At 73.8% G+C, this 22,032-nt stretch carries 16 protein-coding genes and 4 pseudogenes; 11 read left to right on the forward strand and 9 right to left on the reverse strand.

The annotated features are described in order from the left end of the window. Window positions 1-8 precede the first annotated feature (8 nt). From tssK to ACE7GA_RS13320, 5 genes and pseudogenes are all read left to right on the forward strand, one after another. Window positions 9-1,346 carry a type VI secretion system baseplate subunit TssK gene (tssK, locus tag ACE7GA_RS13300; protein ID WP_376087156.1) on the forward strand — a complete coding sequence of 446 codons (1,338 nt, stop codon included), beginning with the start codon at window positions 9-11 and terminating at the stop codon, window positions 1,344-1,346. Next, window positions 1,343-2,734: a type VI secretion system protein TssL, long form gene (tssL, locus tag ACE7GA_RS13305; RefSeq protein ID WP_376087158.1), complete on the forward strand. Its 1,392-nt coding sequence runs from the start codon at window positions 1,343-1,345 to the stop codon at window positions 2,732-2,734. Before tssK ends, tssL begins: the two co-directional genes overlap by 4 nt. Then, window positions 2,731-6,330, forward strand: a complete 3,600-nt coding sequence (tssM, locus tag ACE7GA_RS13310; RefSeq protein WP_376087160.1) for a type VI secretion system membrane subunit TssM — start codon at window positions 2,731-2,733, stop codon at window positions 6,328-6,330. The genes tssL and tssM overlap by 4 nt, the downstream gene beginning before the upstream one ends. Further along, a pseudogene (gene tagF / locus ACE7GA_RS13315) lies at window positions 6,327-6,689 on the forward strand (type VI secretion system-associated protein TagF); the annotation flags it as partial. The gene tssM and the pseudogene tagF, both read left to right, overlap by 4 nt. A 190-nt stretch (window positions 6,690-6,879) precedes the next feature. After that, window positions 6,880-7,596, forward strand: a complete 717-nt coding sequence (locus ACE7GA_RS13320; protein ID WP_376087162.1) for a PP2C family protein-serine/threonine phosphatase — start codon at window positions 6,880-6,882, stop codon at window positions 7,594-7,596. A 100-nt stretch (window positions 7,597-7,696) separates the two neighbouring features. Here ACE7GA_RS13320 and ACE7GA_RS13325 read toward each other — a convergent pair whose 3' ends face one another. The 6 genes and pseudogenes from ACE7GA_RS13325 to ACE7GA_RS13350 all read right to left on the reverse strand — a co-directional run bounded on the left by ACE7GA_RS13325 (window position 7,697) and on the right by ACE7GA_RS13350 (window position 12,988). Continuing rightward, a complete protein-coding gene (locus ACE7GA_RS13325; protein ID WP_376087164.1) occupies window positions 7,697-7,930 on the reverse strand; it encodes a hypothetical protein in 234 nt (77 codons plus the stop codon). 65 nt (window positions 7,931-7,995) lie between these two features. Beyond that, window positions 7,996-9,804, reverse strand: coding sequence for an ATP-binding cassette domain-containing protein (locus ACE7GA_RS13330; RefSeq protein WP_376087166.1), 1,809 nt, complete (start codon window positions 9,802-9,804; stop codon window positions 7,996-7,998). 185 nt (window positions 9,805-9,989) lie between these two features. Further along, window positions 9,990-11,104, reverse strand: a pseudogene (gene modC, locus ACE7GA_RS13335) (molybdenum ABC transporter ATP-binding protein). Window positions 11,105-11,111: 7 nt separating this feature from the next. Beyond that, on the reverse strand, window positions 11,112-11,804 hold the full coding sequence (gene modB, locus ACE7GA_RS13340; RefSeq protein WP_376087168.1) for a molybdate ABC transporter permease subunit: 693 nt from the start codon (window positions 11,802-11,804) through the stop codon (window positions 11,112-11,114). A 19-nt stretch (window positions 11,805-11,823) separates the two neighbouring features. After that, entirely contained in the window at window positions 11,824-12,594 is a 771-nt protein-coding gene (gene modA, locus ACE7GA_RS13345; protein WP_376087170.1) for a molybdate ABC transporter substrate-binding protein, read from the reverse strand. A gap of 58 nt (window positions 12,595-12,652) precedes the next feature. Then, window positions 12,653-12,988, reverse strand: a complete 336-nt coding sequence (locus tag ACE7GA_RS13350) for a winged helix-turn-helix domain-containing protein (RefSeq protein WP_376087172.1) — start codon at window positions 12,986-12,988, stop codon at window positions 12,653-12,655. A 213-nt stretch (window positions 12,989-13,201) separates the two neighbouring features. Here ACE7GA_RS13350 and ACE7GA_RS13355 point away from each other — a divergent pair. Further along, a pseudogene (locus tag ACE7GA_RS13355) lies at window positions 13,202-15,563 on the forward strand (xanthine dehydrogenase family protein molybdopterin-binding subunit). 136 nt (window positions 15,564-15,699) lie between these two features. Here ACE7GA_RS13355 and ACE7GA_RS13360 read toward each other — a convergent pair. Together ACE7GA_RS13360 and ACE7GA_RS13365 are read right to left on the reverse strand one after the other, a co-directional pair. Further along, window positions 15,700-16,686 (reverse strand): L-threonylcarbamoyladenylate synthase, encoded by a 987-nt coding sequence (locus ACE7GA_RS13360; protein ID WP_376087174.1) that lies wholly within the window; start codon window positions 16,684-16,686, stop codon window positions 15,700-15,702. Next, complete coding sequence (locus tag ACE7GA_RS13365) at window positions 16,683-17,447, reverse strand: 3'(2'),5'-bisphosphate nucleotidase CysQ (RefSeq protein WP_376087176.1); 765 nt, start codon at window positions 17,445-17,447, stop codon at window positions 16,683-16,685. The genes ACE7GA_RS13360 and ACE7GA_RS13365 overlap by 4 nt, the downstream gene beginning before the upstream one ends. 166 nt (window positions 17,448-17,613) lie before the next feature. Here ACE7GA_RS13365 and ACE7GA_RS13370 point away from each other — a divergent pair, with 166 nt between their 5' ends. Further along, window positions 17,614-17,961, forward strand: a complete 348-nt coding sequence (locus ACE7GA_RS13370) for a hypothetical protein (RefSeq protein WP_376087178.1) — start codon at window positions 17,614-17,616, stop codon at window positions 17,959-17,961. A 21-nt stretch (window positions 17,962-17,982) separates the two neighbouring features. On the opposite strand, the gene ACE7GA_RS13375 is transcribed toward ACE7GA_RS13370, so the two are convergent. Continuing rightward, window positions 17,983-19,005 (reverse strand): Rieske 2Fe-2S domain-containing protein, encoded by a 1,023-nt coding sequence (locus ACE7GA_RS13375; protein WP_376087180.1) that lies wholly within the window; start codon window positions 19,003-19,005, stop codon window positions 17,983-17,985. 117 nt (window positions 19,006-19,122) lie between these two features. Between ACE7GA_RS13375 and ACE7GA_RS13380 the strand changes: the two genes are divergently transcribed. From ACE7GA_RS13380 to ACE7GA_RS13395, 4 genes and pseudogenes are all read left to right on the forward strand, one after another. After that, a complete protein-coding gene (locus ACE7GA_RS13380) occupies window positions 19,123-19,608 on the forward strand; it encodes a thiol-disulfide oxidoreductase DCC family protein (RefSeq protein ID WP_376087182.1) in 486 nt (161 codons plus the stop codon). A 67-nt stretch (window positions 19,609-19,675) separates the two neighbouring features. Continuing rightward, entirely contained in the window at window positions 19,676-21,064 is a 1,389-nt protein-coding gene (locus tag ACE7GA_RS13385; RefSeq protein ID WP_376087184.1) for a saccharopine dehydrogenase NADP-binding domain-containing protein, read from the forward strand. Next, window positions 20,947-21,323 (forward strand): annotated as a pseudogene (locus ACE7GA_RS13390) (DUF4166 domain-containing protein); the annotation flags it as partial. The gene ACE7GA_RS13385 and the pseudogene ACE7GA_RS13390, both read left to right, overlap by 118 nt. 3 nt (window positions 21,324-21,326) lie before the next feature. Next, on the forward strand, window positions 21,327-22,022 hold the full coding sequence (locus ACE7GA_RS13395) for an HAD family hydrolase (RefSeq protein ID WP_376087186.1): 696 nt from the start codon (window positions 21,327-21,329) through the stop codon (window positions 22,020-22,022). The last annotated feature ends 10 nt before the right edge of the window (window positions 22,023-22,032 follow it).

A 22,032-nucleotide genomic window follows, 5' to 3' on the forward strand; every position in this document is an offset into this window, starting at 1 on the left:
GAGTGGGGATGCACTGGCAGGACAAGGTCGTCTGGCAGGAAGGAATGTTCCTGCAGGCGCAGCACTTCCAGCAGGCCGACCGGCACCACGAGGGCCGGCTGGAATCGCGCGTCTCGCCGCTGCGCGCGCATCCCTGGGGCGTGACGGAGCTCGCGCTCGACCGCGACCTGCTGGGCGCCGGCAAGTTCGCGCTGACGGCCTGCGCCGGCGTGATGCCGGACGGCACGCCCTTCGCCATCCCGCACACCGCCGACCAGCCCGCGCCGCTCGACCTGCCGGAAGGGACGCGGAACCAGGTCGTCTTCCTCGCCATGCCCGTGCGGCAGCCCGGCGCGCAGGAGGTGACGGAGCGCGAAGGCCCCGACGCCGCCGGCGCCCGCTACCTCATGCGCGGGTTCGAGGCCTTCGACACCCATTCCGGCGCGGCGCTCACCGCCGAACTGGCGATCGGGCGCCCCCGGTTCCGCTTCATGCTCGAGAGCGAGGAGCGCGACGGCTACACGACCATCGGCCTCGCGCGCGTCATCGAGGTCCAGGCCGATCGCCGCGTGGTGGTCGAGGACCGCTACATCCCGTCCTGCCTCCGCGTCTCCGCGACGCCGGTCCTTGGCAACCTCATCCCCGAATTCGTCGGCATGATGACGCAACGCTCCGAAGCGCTGGCGGCGCGGCTGTCGCAGCCCGGCGCGCGCGGCGTCGCCGAGGTGACGGACTTCCTCTTCCTCCAGTGCCTCAACCGGTGGCAGCCGCTTCTTGCCCATTGGGCGGAGACCGGCAACGTCCATCCCGAGCCACTCTACGCCACCTTCGTGCAGCTGGCCGGGGAGCTCTCGACCTTCACCTCCCCGGACAAGCGCCCGACCGCCTACCCAGGCTACCGGCACGACGACCTGCAGCGCTCCTTCGCGCCGGTCGTCGCGGACCTGCGCCGCAGCTTCTCCGTGGACCTCATCACCAACGCGGTGGAGATCCCGCTGCAGGAGCGCAGCCACGGCGTACGCGTCGGGCCCATCATGGACCGCAACGTCCTCCGCGCCTCGCAGTTCGTCCTCAGCGTGATGGCCGACATGCCGAGCGAGCAGGTGCGGCGCTTCTTCCCGCAGCAAGTCAAGATCGGTGCGGTCGAACGCATCCGCGAACTCGTCATGGTTGCGCTGCCCGGCATTGACGTCCGGCCGCTGCCCGTCGCGCCCCGGCAGATCCCGTTCCATGCCGGTGCCGTCTACTTCGAACTGGATCGTGGCTCGCCGCACTGGCAGCAGATGCAGACCGCCGGCGGCTTCGCGATCCACGTGTCCGGCGAATTTCCGAACCTCAAACTCGCGCTGTGGGCCATCCGCGCATGAGCGACAACCCATTCGACGAGGCCGGCGACTCCGATCGCACGGTGATGCGGGGCCCCGCGCCGCGGCCCGGGGCGGCGCCGCTCCCGCCGCAGCCCTTCGCGCCGGACGCGCTGCAGGCACCGCGCGGGCCTGCCGCGCCCGCGCCCATCCTGGCCGCCGGCGTCGAGGCCCTGCCGCGCATCGGCGTCGGTCCGCTCGCGGCTGCGGCCGCGCCGCTGCTGGAGATCCTTGCCCGCATCGGCACCGGCGCGATGACGGCCGCGCCCGAACCGGGCGAACTCCGCGAACGCACCCTGACCGCGCTGCGCGAGTTCGAGCGCGAGGCCACCGGCATCGCCTCCCCCGAGGAGATGCGGGAGGCGCACTACGTCCTCTGCGCCGCGCTCGACGACGTCGTGCTCTCCACCGCCTGGGGCGCGCGCTCCGCCTGGGCCGCCGGTTCGCTCGGCTCCACCTTCCACCGCGACGTCCGAACCGGCGAACACGTCTTCGACCGCCTGACCCAGATGCAGCGCGAACCTGGGCGCTTCCGCGGCGCGCTGGAGATCGGCTTCCTCGCCCTCTCGCTCGGCCTCATCGGCAAGTTCCGGCTGATGCCGAACGGCCCCGCGGAGCACGAGCGGTTCCGGACCAGCCTGTACCAGCTGCTGCTCAACCTCCGCGGTGCCGGTGAGAAGGAGCTGTCGCCGCACTGGCGCGGCGTGGACGCGCCGCATCGTGCACCCGGCGCGCGCATCCCCGCCTGGGTCGCACTGCCCGTCGCGCTGCTGGCGATCGGCGGCGCCTGGTTCTGGGCCTCCGACGCGCTGGGCAACCGCGCGGAGGACCTGGAGCGCCGCATCGCCGCCCTGCCCCCCGGCATGCCGCCGGAGATCCAGCGCGTTGCCGTCGTCGTGCCGCCCGCCCCGCCGCCGCCCCCGCCGCCCGACGTGCCGCGGCCGCCCGACGCCACGGATTCGCTCCGCCGCTTCCTCGCGCCGGAGATCGCGCAGGGGCTGGTGGGCGTGGAGAGCGACGCGCAGCGCATCCTCGTCCGCATCAAGGGGACCGGCATGTTCCCCTCGGGCTCCGCGACGCTCGATCCGCGCTTCGTCAACATCATGGAACGCATCGGCCAGGGGCTGAAGGACGAACCCGGCGCGGTCACCGTCCTCGGCCACTCCGACAACGTGCCGATCCGCACCCTGCGCTTCCCCTCCAACGGCGCGCTGTCCCAGGCACGCGCGGAGGCGGCGATGGACGTCATCCGCCGCGCCAACGGTGAGCCCTCGCGCTTCCGCTCGGATGGCCGCGGCGACGCCGAACCCGTCGCCAACAACGCGACGCCCGAGGGGCGGGAGGCCAATCGCCGCATCGAAGTGCTGCTGCGTCGGGAGGGCGCACGATGAGCCGGACCTTCCTCTCCTGGTCGTCGCTGGGCTCGCTGCTCGGTGCGATCGCGCTCGCCGTCGTCATCTGGCTCTTCGCGCCGCTGCTGGGCGAGGCCTTCGACTCCGTGCCCCTCCGTGCCGCGCTCGCCGCGGTGCCGGTCCTCGTCTGGTTCCTCGTCTTCCTGATCATCGCGATCCGCCGCCGCAAGCGCGACGCGACGATCGTGGAGGAGGTCGCGAAGCCCGATCCGAAGACCGAGCACGCCTCCCGCCTCGCGGAGGAGGAGGAGGGGCAGCGCACGAAGCTGACCGAAGCCCTGAACGCGCTGAAGAAGAGCGGCAAGGGTATCGCCCTCTACGACCTGCCTTGGTACGTCATCATCGGCCCGCCCGGCACGGGCAAGACGACGGCGCTGCTGAACTCCGGTCTGGAATTCCCGCTGGCCGAGGGCCGCGTCGCCGGCGTCGGCGGCACCCGCGCCTGCGACTGGTGGCTGTCCGAGCGCGCCGTCCTGATCGACACGGCCGGTCGCTACACGACGCAGGATTCCGAACAGGCGGTGGACAAGGCGGGGTGGGATTCCTTCCTCGACCTGTTGCGCCGCACGCGTCCGCGCCTGCCGCTGAACGGCATCCTCGTCGCCTTCGGCACGGACCTGCTGGCCCGCCTGGACGATGCGGGGCGAGAGCAGCACGCCGCGGCCGTTCGCCGGCGTGTGCGGGAGCTCGAAGAGAAACTCGGCGTGAAACTGCCGGTCTACCTCCTCGTCACGAAGGCCGACCTGATGCCCGGCTTCGTCGAGTTCTTCGACGACCTCGACCGCGGCGCGCGGGAGCAGGTCTGGGGCTTCACCTTCGACCCGAAGGAGGCCGCGGGCCAGGAGGGCGCGCCCGTTGCCTTCGCCAAGCGCTTCTCCGAGTTGCTGGACCGCCTGAACGGGCGGGTGATCGAACGCCTGCAGACGGAACGCGGAGGGCAGCAGCGCGCCCTCATCTCCGGCTTCCCCGCGCAGATGGCGGCGCTGGAAGGGCCGCTCATGGCCTTCGTGCGCGCGGCCTTCGGCGGCTCGCGCCTCGATCCCGCGCCGATGCTGCGCGGTGTGTACATGACGTCGGGCACGCAGGAGGGGACGCCGCTCGACCGCCTCGCCGGCGCGCTGTCCCGCTCCTTCGGCTTCGATCCGCGGCGCCCCGCGGCGGTGATGGGGCAGAAGGGCCGGTCCTACTTCCTCGGCCGCCTCCTCAAGGACGTGGTCTTCAACGAGGCGCGTCTCGCTGCGCGCGAGGGCAACGTCCGCCGCCGCGGCCTCGTCACGCAGGCCGTGGCCTGGGGCCTCGCGCTGCTGCTGATCGGCGGCGGCGGTGCCTATGCCTGGTACGCGCAGCAGCAGGAAGGCGCCCGCGCCCAGCGCCTCGCGCAAGCCGTCACGGTGGCCGAAGCCTCGGCGGGACAGTCCGGCACGCTGGAGCGCGTGGCCGATCCCGACCTGTCCCGCGTCCTCGCCTACCTCGAAGCCAACCGCTCCCTCCCGCCCGCGGCGGCCGGCGACGGCCCGGGCTTCGGACTGTCGCGGGAAGGGGACCTGACGGCCGCGTCCCAATCCGCCTATCGCCGCGCCCTCGGCCGCGTGCTGCTCCCGCGCCTCCTCGCGCGCGTCGAGGGGCAGATCCGCGAGAACCTTCAGCGCCCCGACGCGCTCTACGAGGCCACGCGCGTCTATCTCATGCTCGGGCGCAAAGGGCCGCTGGACCGCGACCTCATCAAGGAATGGTTCGGGCTGGACTGGCAGGTCGCCTATCCCGGCGCGGTCAACCAGCCGGGCCGCGATGCGCTGACCCGTCACCTCGAAGCCCTGCTGGCGGAAGACCTGCCCTCCTATCCCCTGGACGGCGCACTGGTGGACGAGGCGCGGCGCGTCTTCTCCCGCGTGCCGATGGCCGTTCGGGTCTATGCCCGGCTGCGGCCGCTCGCCGCGAACGCCGCGCCATGGCGGCCCTCCGACGTGCTCGGCGCGGCCGGCGTGCGGCACTTCGCGCGCGCCTCCGGCCGTCCGCTGACGGACGGCGTCCCTGGCCTCTTCACCGTGGACGGCCTGTACCGCAACGTTCTGCCCGGCCTGCCCCGCGCGGTGCTCGAGGCGTCCTCGGAGGCCTGGGTCCTCGGCCCCGAGGCCGCCCGCGCCTCCAGCCCGCGCTCCTTGGAGTCGGAGGTCCTCGCCCTCTACGCCGCGGACTACGTGCGCGCCTGGCAGGAACTGCTGAACGACCTCGTCCTGCCGCCGCCTGCCGGGCTGCAGCAGGCGGCCGAGAAGCTGAACCTCCTCGGCGCGCCCAACTCGCCGATGAAGGACCTGGTCCGCGCCATCGCCCGCCAGCTCTCCCCCGGCACGCCGCCCGAGAACCTGACGGCGGCCGGCAACGCGGGCGTGGCCGCGGCGGCGCAGGAGGTCGGGCAGGCCGTCGCGTCCCGGACGACCTCGGCCGTCACGAACGCAGTGGGCATCGGCAGCCGGTCGGCCACCGCGCTCGGCATCAACGTCGCGAGCCTGGGCGAGCCCGTGGCCCGCGTCGTGGAGGCGCAGTTCCGCGACTTCCGCGACGCCTCCGGCGCGCCGCTCGACAACGTGCTGTCCATCCTGAACGAGCTCTACGTCCAGGTGCAGCGCCTCGCGACCTCGCCGCCCGGCACGACGCTGCCGCCGGCGCCGGGCCTCGACCCCGGCCAGAAACTCCTGGCCGAAGCAGCACGGCAGCCGCAACCGATCGCCAACTGGCTCCGCGCCCTCGCCCAGTCCACGCAACAGGCGCGGGCCGGCGGGGCGCGTGCCGGGATCGCCGCCGCCGGGACTGCCGCCTTCGGTGGGGGCGGCGGTGGCGGTGGCGGTGGCGGTGGCGGTGGCGGCGGAGGAGGCGGTGGGGGCGGCGCCGCCCGCAACTCCCCGGTCTGCCGCGCCGTCGAGACCTCCTTCCCTTTCCGCCGCACCCTCTCCGCGCCGGACATGCCGCTGGACGACTTCGTGCGGCTCTTCGCGCCAGGCGGGGCGATGGACCAGCTCTTCGCCCAGCACATCCGCCCGCACGTGGACATCACGCAGCGCCCCTGGCGGCCCGTGGCGGCGGACGGGCTGGAGCCCGCGGTGTCGCAGGCCGACATCCTCCAGTTCCAGCGCGCCCAGGCGATCCGCGACGCCTTCTTCCCATCGGGAGTGCCGGGTGTCGGCCTCGGCCTGCGCTGGCGGCTGACCTTCGTCGGCCTTCCCGCCGGCGCCACCGCGGCGACGCTGGACAATGAGGGGACGGCGGTCGCGCTTCCGCCGAACCCGCCGCGCCCGGTCGAGATGACCTGGCCGTCGCGCGCGCCCGTCAGCCTGAAGACCGACCCGGAGACGGCGCTGAGCAACACCTGGTCCTTCGAGGGGCCCTGGGCGGCGATGCGCTTCGCGATGCTCGGCCGCCTCGTCGGCGCCGGTGGGCCGGACCGCTTCCGCCTGACCGTTCCGCAATCCGGCCCGGGCGCGGAGTTCCAGCTCCAGGCCGGCAGCAGCGTGAACCCGTTCAGCCTGCGGGAGCTGTCGGAGTTCCGCTGCCCCGTTCTGCCGGCCGCCGGCCCGTGAGCGGCACCGCCCCCGCCCCCGGCGTCTTCGGGAAGATGCCGGCCCATGGCGACTTCGTCCGCCGCGTCCTGCCCGGCCGCTTCGTGGAACCCTGGGACGCCTGGCTCTCCGCCGGCATGCTGCACGCGTCCGGGACCTTCGGCGATTCCTGGCCCGAGGCCTGGGAGGGCGCGGCAGGCTTCCGCTTCCGCCTCTCCCCCGGCGCCTGCGGCCCGGACGCCGTCGCCGGGGTCCTGCTGCCCAGCAACGACACGGTGGGGCGACGCTTCCCCCTGACCGTCGCCGCCATCCTGCCGGAAGGCGGGCACCCGAGCCCCGACTGGTACGACCTGGCCGAGGACGCGGCGGCACGCGCCGTCGGCGGGGCGCTGGACGCCGACATCCTCGCCGGGCTGATCCCCCTCCCGACGGCGCACCCGACGATCCGGATGCCACGCTCGACGGCAACAGCCGGTTCTGGCGCGGGGAGGAGGTGCTGGTCGTCACGGCCGGGCTTCCCTCACCGGGGCAGTTCCCGGCGCTGCTGGGCCTCGGCGTGCCCGCGGTGCCGTGAGCGCGGTCGTGCTGGCGCAGGCGACGGCGGCCACGCATCCGGGGGTGGTGCGGGCGCGGAACGAGGACGCTTTGCTGTCGCGCGACGAGCTCGGCCTCTGGGCGGTCGCCGATGGCGCGGGGGGCCACGGGTCGGGCGAAGTGGCGAGCGGGGCGGTGATCGAGGCGCTGTCGGACGTGCCGGCGGGCCTGTCGGCCGCGGAGGTGCTGGCGCAGGTTCGGCTGCGGATCGGGGCAGTGCACGGGACCCTCCAGGCGCGCAGCGCGGCGGAAGGGCGGCCGCGGCCCATGGCGACCACGGTGGCGCTGCTGGTTCTGCGGGGCGGGCACTACGCCGCGCTCTGGGCCGGGGATAGCCGGGTCTACCTGCTGCGCGGGGGGAGGCTGCTGCGGGTGACCCGGGACCACTCCCTCGTTCAGGAGATGGTGGAGGCGGGCGAGATCACGGCGGAGGAGGCGGAGGCGCACCCGCAGGCGAACGTCATCACGCGCGCCGTGGGGGTGGAGGGCGTGCTGGACCTGGAGAAGGCGACGGGACGGGCGGCCGCGGGCGATCGCTTCCTGCTCTGCTCCGACGGGCTGTTCAAGGCGCTGCCGGAGACCGCGGTCGAGGCGATGCTGCGCGACGGGGCCCCGGCCGAGACGCTCATCGCCGCCGCACTGGCCGCGCAGGCCCGCGACAACGTCACCGCGATCGTCGTCAGCCTCGAATAGACCCGTTCCAGGCCGACCGTCGTCCACGTTAACTGGCCGAGGCTGCTGCCGGGGGAGCGGTTTCTCCGCTCCGGGCGATGCCGCCCCGCGCGGATCGGCTCTATCCGCTGCGACGGGAAACGAGGCGGGCCGCCACCATCAGCACCACGCCGAGCGCGATCACGCCTGCCGTGGCCGGTGCCGTCCGCACGGCCTCCACGACCGCCTCCGGGATCCACATCAGCGAATCCAGGATCACGCCGGGCAGCCAGAGCAGCGTGTCCCACCCCACGACGTGCGCGGCGACGCCGAGCGCCACGAGGAACACGCCGAGGGACCAGAGTCGTCCGGACATCGCATCCTTTCCCGATCACGCGGAGAGACCGTCCCGCCCGGGACGGCCCCTTCCGCGGGCCTCCGTCAGGCCGCGACCGGCGCGGCGGCGTGGTTGTCCTGCAGCGCGGCCGGGGCCGGCGCAGCCGCCGTGGCGATCGTGATCTGGCTCGCCACCAGCCCCGCGAACACCCCGTCCCGCGAAACGAGGTCGGCGAAATCGCCGCGCTCCGCGATCCGGCCGCCGTCGAAGACGAGGATCTCGTCCGCGTCGCGGATGGTCGAGAGGCGGTGCGCGATGACGAAGGTCGTCCGCCCCGCCATGAGCGTCGCCAGCGCCCGGCCGACGCGCGCCTCCGTCGCCGCGTCCAGCGCGCTCGTCGCCTCGTCGAGGATGAGGATGCGCGGGTTCTTCAGCAGCGCGCGTGCGATCGCCAACCGCTGCTTCTGCCCGCCGGAGAGGGTCGCGCCACGTTCGCCGACGAGCGTGTCGTAGCCCTGGGGCTGGCGCAGGATGAAGTCGTGCGCCTCGGCCAGGCGGCAGGCGTGCTCGATCTCCTCCTGCGTGGCGTCGGGCCTGCCGACGAGCAGGTTCTCGCGGATCGAGCGGTTGAAGAGCATCGCGTCCTGGAAGACCACGCCGATGGAGTCGCGCAGGCTCCCGAGCGTGACGTCGCGCAGGTCCTGGCCGTCGAGGGTCACGCGCCCCGCGGTCGGGTCCCAGAGCCGCTGGAGCAGCGCCATGGCGGTGGACTTGCCCGCGCCCGTCGGGCCGACGAGGGCGGTCACCGTGCCCGGCCGCGCTTCGAGCGACACGCCGGAGAGCACGGCGTCGCCGCCCGGATAGGCGAAGGCCACGTCCTCGAACCGCACGACGCCCGGGCCGGCGGCCAGGGGGACGGCATCGGCGCGGTCGGCGACGCCGCGGCGTTCGTCGAGGATCGCGAAGTAGGATTCCAGCACCGCATTGGCGGAGAACAGGCGGGAGACGAACCAGACCAGCCCCTCCAGCCGCCCGATCAGCAGGCCGGCGAAGCCCATGAAGGCGACGATCTCCCCGACCGTGGCCTGGCCGCGCGAATGCAGCAGCGCACCGAGCACGACGATGGAGAGCACGGCGATGGTGCTCGCCGCGCGCGACAGCACGTGCACCAGCGCCCACCAGCCGAGGATGGGGAACTGCCGCTCCAGCACCGCGCGCGACAGGTCCGCGGCGCGGCGGCGTTCCGCGAGAAGGCGTCCGAAGGACTGCACGACCGTGACGTTCGCGACGGCGTCGCCCGCATTGCTCGCCAGCGCGGTGTGGAAGGACTCGATGCCGGACTGCGCGCCCTCGGTCCGCGTGACGACGAGGGCGGTGACGCCCGCGAAGACGACGGCGAGGACGAGGAGCGCCGCGGCAAGGACCGGGTTCAACCACAGGGTCAGGGGCAGCAGCACCACGACCGACACCAGCGTCACCAGTTGCTCCCGGAAGAAGCCGAGCCAGAGGCCGAACATTGTGTCGAGGCCGGCGTGCATGACGCGCATCACGCCGCCCGAGTGGTTCGCGGCGTGGAAGGATTGCGGCAGGGCGAGGACGTGGCCGTAGAAGCGGTCGAGCTGTTCCAGCTTGACGCGGTGCGCCATGCGGTCGGCCAGCAGCGAGACCGCCGCGCCCGCGCCGATCCCGATCAGCCCGAGCGCCGCCCAGGGCGCGATGACCGCGGCGGCGTCGCGGAACAGCGCCTCCCCGGACACGCTGCGTCCCAGCAGCTCGATCACCCGCCCGAACAGGATGGGGTCGAGGAAGCCGATCCCGGCGAGACCGAGGTTGGCGAGGCAGAGCAGCGCCACGACCCCGCGCTGCGGCTTCAGGAGGGAGAGGACCCGGAGGTAGTTCCGCACGAGGCGCATGGCGTTCGGTCCGGGGCGCTGCGGCGGAATGCCGGCCGCCCCGTGAATCCGCTTATGCCTGGGGATGATGGCGTCCTCACGACGGCGTGAGGCGGAACCGTGTCATGGCTGCCCCGACGCGGCCGCAATGGGCGACGGAGGGAAGACACGCGGCACCCCGGCCGATGGAAGGTTCGGGACCGACGTCAGCCCGGCGCCGCATCTTCCGCGCGGCCGGGCCGGTGGAAGGCGACGGCCTTCACAAGCGCCCAGACCTCCGCCCCCGGCGCGAGGGCGAGCCGTGCCAACGCGTCGCGCATCACCCGCGCGAGAAGGATCGTCGGGCCGACCGCGAGGCGAAGGTAGGCTTCGTGCGGGGAACCCGGCACGGCCTCGACGCCGACCACCGTCGCGCGGAGGACGTTGTTCACCGAGATCGCCTCGGGCCGCAGGGTGGCGACGGAGACGTCGCGGGCGCGGAGGCGGACGCGGAGCGCGGTGCCCGGCCGTTCGTCGCGCAGCGGGACCACGAGTTCACCGCCGGCGAAGGACAGCCGCGTCAGGCCGCGCGCCGCATCGTGGTCGGCGACCGTGCAGGGCAGCAGCACCCCCGCGTCCCGCCGCGCGGCCAGCGGCAGGTCGGTCCGCGCGGCGACCTCCTCGGCCGGCCCCGCCGCGAGGACGCGGCCGCCCTCCATCAGCACCAGCGTATCCGCCAGCGCGTCCACCTCCTCCAGCGCATGGGTGACGTAGAGGATCGGGATGCGCGCGGCCTCGCGGAGGCGAGCAAGGAAGGGCAGGACCTCGGCCCGCCGCGCTGCATCGAGCGAGGCCAGGGGCTCGTCCATCAGCAGCAGCCGCGGCCGCGACAGCAGGGCGCGGCCCAGCGCCACCCGCTGCCGCTCCCCGCCCGAGAGGTCGCGCGGGCGCCGGTCGAGCAGCGCGCCGATGCCGAGGAGCGCGACGACCTCCTCCTCCGACGGCCCCGCGCCGCCGGGGGCGCCCGCCGCATCCCGAAGCGCAGGTTCGACCGCACGGAGAGATGCGGGAACAGCCGCGAATCCTGGAACACGACGCCGCAGCGCCGGCGTTCCGGCGGCAGCGCGAAGCCCCGGGCCGTATCGAACATCGCCTCCCCGTCCAGGGTCACGCTCCCGGCCTCCGGCCGCAGCAGCCCCGCGACGGCGGCCAGCGTCGTGCTCTTGCCGCAGCCCGAGGGGCCGAAGAGGGCCGTCACCCCCGGCGTCGGCGCGGCAAAGGCGAGGTCGAGCGAGAAGCCGGCGTGCGCGGCGAAGCGGTGGCGCAGCGCGACGTCCAGCATCGTCGCGCTACGCCTCGCGCCCGAGCCAGCGGCCCATGCGTCGCGCCAGGAACTCCGCGAGCAGGAGGCCACCGATGGCCAGCCCGAACGACACCGCGGCGAGCCGCGCCGCCGTCGCCTCCCCGCCCGGCGACTGCGTGGCGGAGTAGATCGCGAGCGGGAGGGTCTGCGTCTCGCCCGGGATGTTGGAGGCGAAGGTGATGACGGCGCCGAACTCGCCGAGCCCCGCGGCGAAGGCCGTGACCGCGCCGGCGAGGATGCCCGGCGACATCAGCGGCAGCGTCACCGTCACGAACCGGTCCCAGCGGCCCGCGCCGAGCGTCGCGGCCGCCGCTTCGAGGCCCGTATCCACCCCCTCAAGCCCCAGCCGCACCGCGCGGACGATGAGCGGGAAGGACATGACGGCGGTCGCGAGCGCGGCGCCTTCCGTCGTGAAAACCAGGCGCACCCCGAACCAGTCGTTCAGCGGCGCCCCGATCGGGCCCCGCACGCCGAAGAGCAGCAGCAGGCCCCAGCCCACGACGACGGGCGGCACGACGAGGGGCAGGTGGACCAGCGCGTCCAGCAGCGCGCGCCCCGGAAAGCGCGTGCGGGCCAGCACCCAGGCCACCGCGACGGCGGGGATGAGGGAGACCGCGACCGAACGGGTCGCGACGGAGAGGCTCAGCGCGACGGCCTGCCACTCCTCCGGTGTCAGCACGGACGGTGCCTCGAACGCGTCATTCAGGCCGCTGGGTGAAGCCGTAGCGGCGCCATGTCGGCGCGGCCTCCGGACCCCGCAGGAAATCCAGTAGCGCCCGCGCGCGGTCGTTGCCCGCCCCGCGCCGCGTCAGGGCGAAGGGGTAGGTGACGGGGGTATGGCTCTCCGCGGGAAAGGTGCCGATCACGCGCACGCCCTGGGACGCGGCAGCGTCCGTCGCGTAGACGATGCCGAGTGGCGCCTCGCCGCGCTCCACCAGCAGCAGGGCGGAGCGGACGTTGTCGGCGCGCGCGATCCGCGGCCCCACGCGGTCCCACTGGCCCATCCAGGCCAGGGCCTCCTGCGCGTAGCGCCCGGCCGGGACGTTGGACGGGTCGCCCATCGCGAGGCGCCCGTTGCCGAGAAGGGCGGCGATGTCGGTCGTGCGGGTGACCTCGACGGGGCGCGCGGCATTGGCCGGTGCGATCAGCACCAGCGCGTTGCCGAGCGGGGAGGTGCGGGTGCTCTCGGCCAACAGGTTCCGCTGCTGCAGGTAGTCGGCCCAGGGCTCGTCGGCGGACATGAAGAGGTCGGCCGGCGCCCCCTGCTCGATCTGGCGGGCGAGCGCGGAGGAGGCGGCGAAGGACAGGCGCGGCGCCGGGTTGCCGCGCCCCTCCCACTGCCGGGACAGGTCGCGCAGCGCGTCCGTCAGCGAAGCGGCGGCGAAGACGGTCACGGGTTCCTGCGCGCGGGCCGGGGTCGCGGCCAGCAAGGGGAAGAGAAGGGCGGACTTCAGCAGGGCGCGGCGCATGGCGGGGCTCCGGAACGCTTTCCGGGACCCGTTGTACACGACGGAGGATAACGACCAACTACCCCGGCGGCGGTCCGGCCCGGCGCTGCGCCGCCGCCTCCACCGCCCGGTAGCGCGCGACGAGGGCCCGGCCGGCCTCCGTCAGCGCCGCGCCGCCACCCTTCACGCCCCCGGGCGCCCGGGTCACGACCGGCGTGCCGAGGGCCGCATCCAGCGCCTCCACCAGCCCCCAGGCCCGGGTGTAGGACATCTTCAGCGCCCGTGCGGCGGCGGAAATGGAGCCGTCCGTCGCGATCGCCTCGAGCAGCGCGACCTTCCCCGGCCCCACCCGCCCGCCGGAGGGCAGGTCGAGGCGCAGCGAGACGCGCAGGGGGATCCGGGCCGGGTCGGTCACGCGGCCATTCAAGCGCCGGCGGTGCCCGGCGTGAACCATGTCGTGAACCGGCCCGCCTCGACGGAGAGGGCGGATGGGCGGATGATCCGCCCCAACCCACGCCAGCCCATGAGAGCGTCGCGATGGTCGCGCCCGGCGCGATCCTCCCTAGATGAGCCGTGCGCTTCCCATCCCGCCCCGCGCGAGGGGCCCCTGCCTGAGCAGAGACGCCCGATGAACGTGATCCTCGACCCCGCTACCCTCGCCGCCGGCCGCTTCGCGGTGGGCCAGCCCGTGTCCCGCAAGGAGGACCCGACGCTCCTGCGGGGGAGGGGCGCTACACCGACGACCTGCAGGTCCCGGGGCAGTTGCACGCCGTGGTGTTGCGGAGCCCGATGGCGCACACGTGCTGGCGCCGCTGGACGTCGCGGCCGCGCGCGGGATGCCGGGCGTCCAGGCCGTGATCACCGCGGCGGACCTCGCGGCGGCCGGAATCACGCGCATGCCCGCCGCGCAGAACAAGAACCGGGACGGCAGCGAGGCGCCGCGGCCGCCGCAGCAGCCCTTCGCGACGGACCGCGTGCGCTACGTCGGCGAGCCCGTCGCCATGATCGTGGCCGAGACGCCGCAGCAGGCCCGCGACGCGGCGGAAGCCATTGCGCTGGACATCGAGCCGTTGCCGGCCGTGACCACGGCGGCGGAGGCGGTGGAGCCCGGGGCGCCGCAGATCCACGCCGACGTGCCGGGCAACGTGCACCTGGACTTCCATTACGGCGATTCGGACGCGGTCGCGGCGGCCTTCGCGCGCGCCGCCCACGTCACGCGCCTGCCGCTGCGCAACAACCGCATCGTCGTCTCGGCCATGGAGCCACGCTCGGCCATCGCGGAGGTCGAGGCGGAGACGGGCCGTTACGTCCTTCACCTCGGCTGCCAGGGCGTCTTCGGGATGCGGGGCGGGATCGCGACCGTGCTGGGCGTGCCGAAGGAGCAGGTGCGGGTCCTGACCGGCAATGTCGGCGGGTCCTTCGGGATGAAGGCGTCCGTCTATCCCGAATACATCGGGCTCCTGCACGCGGCACGGACGCTCGGGCGGCCGGTGAAGTGGACGGACGGGAGGACGGAAAGCTTCCTCTCGGACAGCCACGGGCGCGACCACGACATGACCTGCGAGCTGGCGCTGGACGTGGCGGGCCGGTTCCTCGCGCTCCGCGTCACCGGCGTCGCGAATCTCGGCGCCTGGCTGTCGAACGCGACGGTCATCCCGCCCACGACCAATACGGTGAAGAACATCATCGGCGTCTACGCGACGCCGCTCGTCGAGGTCTCCTCACGCTGCGTGTTCACCAACACGACGCCCGTCGGCGCCTATCGCGGCGCGGGGCGGCCGGAGGGCAACTACTACATGGAACGGCTGGTCGAGACGGCCGCACGCGAGATGGGGCTGGACCCCGTCGCGCTGCGCCGCCTGAACCACATCCGTCCGGAGCAGATGCCCTACAAGGCGCCGTCCGGCATGCTCTATGACAGCGGCGACTTCCCCGCCGTGCTGGACGACGCCATCCGCACCGCGGACTGGGACGGCTACGAGGCCCGGCGCGCCGAGAGCCGCGCCCGCGGCAAGGTCCGGGGACGTGGCATCGGCCAGTACCTGGAAGTCACGGCCCCCGAGAGCGCGGAGATGGGCGGCATCCGCTTCGATGCGGACGGGGGCGTGACCATCGTCACGGGTACGCTGGACTATGGCCAGGGCCATGCCTCTCCCTTCGCGCAGGTCCTGTCGGACCGGCTGGGCATCCCCTTCGATCGCATTCGCCTGTTCCAGGGCGACTCCGACCATCTGGTCGCCGGCGGCGGCACGGGCGGATCCCGCTCCATCATGCAGAGCGGCAGCGCGATCCTGGAGGCGAGCGGGATCGTCGAGGAGCGCGCGAAGCAGTTGGCCGCCCATTTCCTGGAAGCCGACGCCGCGGACATCGAGTTCGCCAAGGGGGAAACGGGGGGCCGCTTCACCATCGCCGGGACGGATCGTGGCGTGGACATCCTCGACCTCGCGCGCCGGGTGCGGGAAGCCACCGACCTGCCGGAGGACCTGCCGCGCACGCTCGACGTCGCGCATGTCTTCAAGGGCGTGCCCTCCGCCTTCCCCAACGGATGCCACGTCGCGGAGGTGGAACTCGACCCGGAGACGGGCATCGCGGAGGTCGTGCGCTATGCGACCGTCGGCGACTTCGGCACGCTCGTGAATCCGATGCTGGTCGAGGGCCAGGCGCATGGCGGCATCGTGCAGGGCATCGGCCAGGCGCTTCTGGAACGCGTGCACTACGACGAGGCCGGGCAGCCCGTGACCGGCTCCTACATGGACTACTGCCTGCCGCGCGCCGCGGACGTGCCGCCGATCGGGTTCGAGAGCCACCCGGTGCCCGCCACCACCAACCCGCTCGGCGCGAAGGGCTGCGGCGAGGCGGGCTGCGCCGGGTCGCTGCCCGCCGTCACCAACGCGCTCATGGATGCGCTGTCGGAGTTCGGGGTCGCGCATCTCGACATGCCCGCGACACCGATCCGCATCTGGGAGGCGATCCAGGCGTCGCGCGGGTAGCGCCGGCGCGGCTGATGGCGGGCTGCGCCACCCCGGGGTGCCCGTTGGCATCCCGGCGGAGGGTCCGGGAGGCAGCGCCCCCGGAGTCGCCCGAGCAACGCCACCCGGATCAGCCCCCGAACAACGAATCCCGCCGTCAGACCAGCGGCCGCGGCCGCGGGGCCGCGGCGCGCTGGAGTCGGTCGTTGATCGCGGCCCCGAGTCCCCCGCCGGGCACCGGCATCGCCGCGATGCCCTTCAGCCCGAGGCGCGACACCCGCAGGTCCAGCCAGCGCAGGCCGGAGAAGAGCCGGGCCGCGGCCTCCCCGACATTCGCCCGCGGCGAGAGGTTCCAGGTCACCGCCGCCCCCGGAAGGGGATCGCCGAAGGCCAGCAGCGCCTCGTCCTCTCCCACCTCCGTCGCGCCGACCCGTACCGGTGAATCCGGCGCGTAGTGGGACAGCAGCATGCCGGGCGAGCGGAGGCTCCGCGTCGCCTCGCCCGCCTCGATCGGGACGGGACGGCCGACGGGGCCGATCTCCGCCTCGATCTCCTCCACCGGCACGCCGCCGGGCCGCAGCAGCACGGCGCCGCCGCCCGAGAGGTCGAGGACGGTGCTCTCCACGCCCACCGCGCAGGGGCCGCCGTCGAGGATCGCGTCCACCACGTTGTCCAGCCCGTCCCGCACGTGCGCCGCGGTGGTCGGCGACACCCCGCCGGAGGGATTGGCCGAGGGCGCGGCGATCGGGATCATCGTCAGGTTTAGCATCGCCAGCGCGAGGCGATGACCCGGTACCCGGATCGCCAGCGTGTCGAGCCCCGCGCCCGCGAGCAGGTCCACCCGGCTGTCGGGATGGCGCGGCAGCACGAGGGTGAGGGGGCCTGGCCAGAACTTCCGCGCCAGGCGCTCCGCGCGCTCGTCCGGGACGACCTCGCGGAAGGCGAACCGGATCGAGCCGAAATGCAGGATCAGCGGGTTGAAGTGCGGGCGGCCCTTGGCTTCGAAGATCGCGGCGACCGCCTCGGCGTTCCGCGCATCGGCGCCAAGGCCGTAGACCGTCTCCGTCGGGAAGGCGACGAGGCGCCCCTCCCGCAGCAGCTTCGCGGCGCGCGCGACCTCGAGGGGTTGCAGGATCTCGGTCATGGGGCCCCGGTCGCCAGGAAGGCGTGGTTCTCGAAACGCGGCTTGCGGTACCGCAGCGGCGCGCCGTCGAAGCCTGCGACGCGGCCGCCGGCGGCCTCCAGCACCGCCTGCGGCGCCGCCGTGTCCCATTCCATCGTCCGCCCGAAGCGGGGGTAGAGGTCGCCCGCCCCTTCCGCCAGACGGCAGAACTTCACGGCGGAGCCGATCTTGTGAATCTCCGCGACCCGCCGCCCCTCCAGGAAGCGGTCGAGGCGCGGGTCGTCGCCGTGGTGCCGCGACGCCATCACGACGGCCCCGCCCTCCGGCACGGCGCGGGCGCGGATGGGGCGGCGCCCCGCCGCATCCTCCTTCCAGGCCATCCCGGCCGGGACGATCCCCGCGAAGATCTCCTCCGTCGCGGGCAGGGCGACGGCGCCGAGATGGGCGCGGTCCCCCTCCACCAGCCCGACGTTCACGGCGAAGGAATCATGCCCGCCCGCGAAGTCGCGCGTGCCGTCGAGCGGATCCACGAGCCAGTAGCGCTCGGCGAGTGCGACGGAGTGGCCGGCCGCGACCTCCTCCTCGGCTACCACCGGGATGCCAGGGGTGGCAGCGCGTAGGCCCTTCACGATCAGCGCCTCGGCCGTGCGGTCCGCGAGGGTGACCGGCGTATCGTCCGCCTTGCGCTCCACGGAGAAGCCGGCGGCGCGGATCTCGCGGATGGCCTGAGCGGCCTGGCCGGCGAGGCGGGCTGCAAGGTTTAGCAGTTCTTCATCGGTCATCGCCTAGGAAGATACCGCGCCGCGGGCGCGGGCGGAACGATGTCGCGGGCCGCCCCGCCTATCGCACCGTCTCCTCGGATGGACGCGATGTCACCCAGCGCCGGCTTGTCTCTGTCACGAAGCCGTGATGCCTTCTGCTGCGCCCAGTAGCGCGAAAGGAAACGCCATGTTCACCCGCCGTCTGACCCTCGGGGTCGCCATCGCCGCCCTGACGCTCGGCTTCGCCGGCGCTGCCTCTGCGCAGTGCGACACCCGCTTCACGCTCCGCAACGCCTCGGGCCAGCAGGTGAACGAATTCTACTTCGGCTCCTCCGCCAACCCCAACTGGGGCAACGACCAGCTGGGCCAGGGCGTGCTGCCGAACGGCGCCAGCATGAACTTCCAGTCCCGCTTCGCCGGTAACCACGACTTCAAGGTGGTCTGGGCGAACGGCCAGACCGCGGAACTCATGCAGGTCAACGTCTGCACGACGAGCGAGATCGTCGCGACCCCGCGCGGGATCGAGGCGCGCTGATCCCCGCGGCCCGCGGCGGCCTCAGGCCATCGCGGGCAGCCTCGCCTCCGCCTCCCCATGCTGCGCGAGCAGCGCGGCGAGGCGGCGGCGCATCTCAAGGCCCGGCTTGTCCGCGGGCATATGCAGCTCCTCGCCCATCGAGAGCGGGACGTCCCAGGTCGTCGTCTCCAGCACCGTCTGGTCCTCCTGCGTCACGGCGCGGTCGAAGGCGATCACCTTCTCCGCCGGCGCGTCCTCCTCCGTGTCGGACCGATAGACCCACTGGACGATCTGGCTGACCCGGTCGTCCACTGGCGTCGCGCCGGTGCAGAGGACGTGGGTGATGCCGTTGGGATAGTCGATCCGGCTGGCGCGGAAGAAGGGCAGGTGCCAGCGGCCCTCGATCCGCCGCACCGTCCGCTCGTTCGTGTCGCGCAAGATCTCCTTCGACACGCCCTGGTTCACCACGACGGCCTCGCTGCGCATCGTGAAGCCCCAGTGCGCGTGCTCGATAGTGGAAGGGGCGGGGCGCGGGTCGTCGGGAATGCCGAAGGTGCCGCGGTGGACGAAGGAGAAATGCGCGGTGTCGAAGGAGTTCTCCATGATCCGCAGGCCGGCCGCGGTCCACGGTTCGTAGAACTCGTGGATCTGGCGGAAGCGCGGATCCTCCGCCTCCTGGATGTGTGGGATGTCCAGCAGCGGTTCGTCGAGGCAGACCCAGGCGTAGCCGTAGCGTTCGGCGCAGCGATGCGCCGTCGCACCGCGTCCCGGGCGGTTGCGTTCGGGCTCGTGTGCCTGCGGCAGGCGGAGGCAGGCGCCGTCCCGGCCGAAGGCCCAGCCGTGATAGGGGCAGACGATCGCCCCGTCCTCCACCGTGCCGGGCGAGAGGGTAGCGGAGCGGTGCGGGCAGCGGTCCGTCAGCGCCGCCGGCGACCCGTCGGCCGTGCGCCACAGCACGATGTCCTGGCCCAGCAACCGGAAGGGCACAGGCCTGTCGCCCAGGCGCGACATCGGCAGGACGGGGTACCAGAAGCGGCGCAGGACCTTCTGGCGGGTGACGAGCATTGCGGGCCTCCTCGGCCTCAGGCCCTGCAAGGCGCGTGCAAGGCGCGTGCAAGGCGCGTGCGGGGCGACGCGGCGCCCGCCGCGGTGTACGCTGCGCCCCATGAAGGCAGGGCAGCGATGACGGCGCGCGGGCGATGGGCCTCCCAACCCGCGGAGGGCGTGCCGGACGGCACGATCCTCTACGACGGGGTCTGCATCCTCTGCTCCGGCTTCGTCCGCTTCGTCGCGGCGCGCGACGGCGGGCGCTTCACCTTCGTGCCGGTCCAGTCGCCCTGGGGCGAGGCGATCGCCCGCCGCCACGGCATCTCCCCGGACATGCCGGAGACGAATGCCGTCGTCCTCGGCGGGACGATCCACTTCAAGTCGGATGCGGGCATGGCGGTGCTCGGCACGCTGCCGGGCTGGGGCTGGGCGCGGGCAGGGCGCATGCTGCCGAAGCCGCTGCGGGACTGGCTCTACGACCGGGTGGCGCGCAACCGGTACCGCCTCTTCGGCCGGACGGAGACGTGTGAACTGCCCCCGCCCGGCCTCCGCGCGCGAGTGCGCACCGAGGTTCCGGCGGACCTTGCCGCCTTGGGTATACGGACCGTGCCCCGACCGTGATGACGGCCTCCCCCGCGGCGGCAACGGCGCCGCGGCGTGCACGCCCCATCCGGGTCCGCCGCGAGCCGTGACGGCGCCGACGCCGCGACGCGTCCTCGTCCTCGGCGGCACCGGCGCCTTCGGGGAACGTCTGGTACGCGGCCTGGCGCGGGAGGAATTCGCCGTGATCGTCGGCGCCCGCGGGCTGCCGCGCGTCGAGGCCCTGGCGCGCGAGGTCGGCGCGGCCGCCGCGCAGCTCGACGCGGAAGCCCTGACCGCGGAGCAGTTCCGCGCCCTCGATGCCTGGGCGGTGGTGGATGCGTCGGGACCCTTCGTCGCAGGGCGCTGGGGCGTCGCGCGGGCCGCGATCGGCGCGGGCGCGCATTACCTCGACCTCGCCGACGGGCGCGCCTTCGTCGCAGCCTTCCCGGCGGCGCTGGACGCGGAGGCGCGGGCCGCCGGTCTCGTCGCGGTCACCGGCGTCAGCTCCACCCCCGCCCTGTCCTGCGCCGCGCTGGACGCACTGACCGCGGGCTGGACGGGAGTGGACACGGTCGAGGTCGCGATCCTGCCGGGCAACCGCGCGCCGCGCGGCCTCGCCGTCATCCGCTCCATCCTCTCCTGGGCGGGGAAGCCCGTCCGCGTCTTCCTCGACGGCCGATGGCAGGAACGGCCGGGCTGGGGCCTGACGCGCCGCCTGCGGGCGGAGGGGCTTGGCCCGCGCCTCGCCTCCCTCGCCGACACGCCCGACCTGGACGCGGTGCCCGCGCGCTACGGCGTGCGGCGCTCCGCGGTGTTCCGGGCGGGGCTGGAGGTGCCCCTCATGCACCTCGGCCTGCTCGTCGCCAGCCTACCCCTGCGGGTCCTGCCCGGCCTGTCGCTGGAGCCGCTCGCGCGGCCGGTGCGCGCGGCCGCCTCATGGCTCGACGGCCTGGGCTCCGACCGGGGCGGGATGGTCGCCGCGGCGACGGGGCGCGACGCGGCCGGCGATCCCGTCGCGGCGACCTGGACCCTCGTCGCCGAAGCGGGCGACGGCCCCTGGGTGCCGAGCCTGCCCGCGCTCGCCGCGCTGCGGCGGCTGGCTCAGGAAACGGTCGAGCCGGGCGCACGCTCCGCCGCCGGCTTCCTGACCTTGCCGGAGATCGAGGCGACCTTCGCCCCGCACCGCATCACCTCCGGCATCCGCGTGGACCGGCCCGCGCCGGTCGTGCCGCTGTTCCGGCGCGTCCTCGGCGAGGCCGCCTGGGCCGCCCTGCCCGCGCCCGTCCGCGACGTCCACGCGCCGCGCCCTGGCTCGCGCTGGAAGGCGAGGCGCGGGTGGAGGGCGCCGCAACCGTCGCCGCCCGCCTCGTCGCGCGCCTCTTCGGCTTCCCGCCCGCCGCGGACCGCGTTCCCGTCCGCGTGGAGATCGAGGCCGACGCCGCCGGCGAGACCTGGCGCCGTGACTTCGGCGGCACGCGCTTCCGCAGCCGGCTGACCCCGGCCGGCCCCGGCGAGGTCTGGGAACGCTTCGGCCCCTTTATCTTCCGGCTCACCGTTCCCTCCGACGCCGGCGGCCTCGGCCTGCGCGTGCGCGGCTGGCGGATCGGGCCGGTCCCGCTGCCCGCGCGCCTCGCCCCGCGATCCGATGCGCGGAATCGCTGGACGACGCCGGGCGCTTCCGCTTCGACGTGCCGATCGCCCTGCCGATCTTCGGCCGTGTCGTGCGCTACGTCGGCTGGCTGCGCCCGGCCTGACCGATGCCCATCACCTTCCTCGGCCTCGATGCCGACGACACGCTCTGGCACAACGAGACGTATTTCCGGATGACAGAGGGGCGCTTCCGCAACCTCCTCGCGCCCTATGCCTCCGCCGAGGCCGTGGCGGCAGGCCTCGCAGCGGCGGAGGCGCGGAACCTCGCGCTCTACGGCTACGGCGCGAAGGGATTCACGCTGTCCATGCTGGAAACGACGCTGGACGTCGTCGGCGACAGCCTGCCGGCAACGGTGCTGCGCGACATCCTCGCGGCCGGGCGCGACATGCTGCGCCATCCCGTCGAGACCCTCCCGGGGGTGCGCGACGCGGTCGAGGCGCTGGCGGGCACCGTTCGCCTCGTCCTCATCACCAAGGGCGACCTGTTCCACCAGGAATCGAAGCTCGCTGCCTCCGGCCTCGGCAGTCTCTTCGACGCGGTGGAGATCGTGGGCGACAAGCGCCCGGACACCTACCGCCGCATCTTCGCGCGGCACGGCGTGACGCCGGCGGCGGCCATGATGGCCGGCAATTCCGTCCGGTCCGACGTGCTGCCCGTGCTGGACGCCGGCGGATGGGCGGCGCTGATCCCCTATCCGCTGGTCTGGGCGCATGAGGCGGCGGACGCGCCGCAGGGGCATCCGCGCTTCCGGGAACTCGCATCGCTCGCCGACCTGCCGGGCTGGATCGCGGAGATCGGCTGACTGCCGGGGC

Origin of the sequence: Roseomonas sp. CCTCC AB2023176, assembly GCF_042259275.1 — a bacterium.
Lineage (GTDB): Bacteria > Pseudomonadota > Alphaproteobacteria > Acetobacterales > Acetobacteraceae > Roseomonas.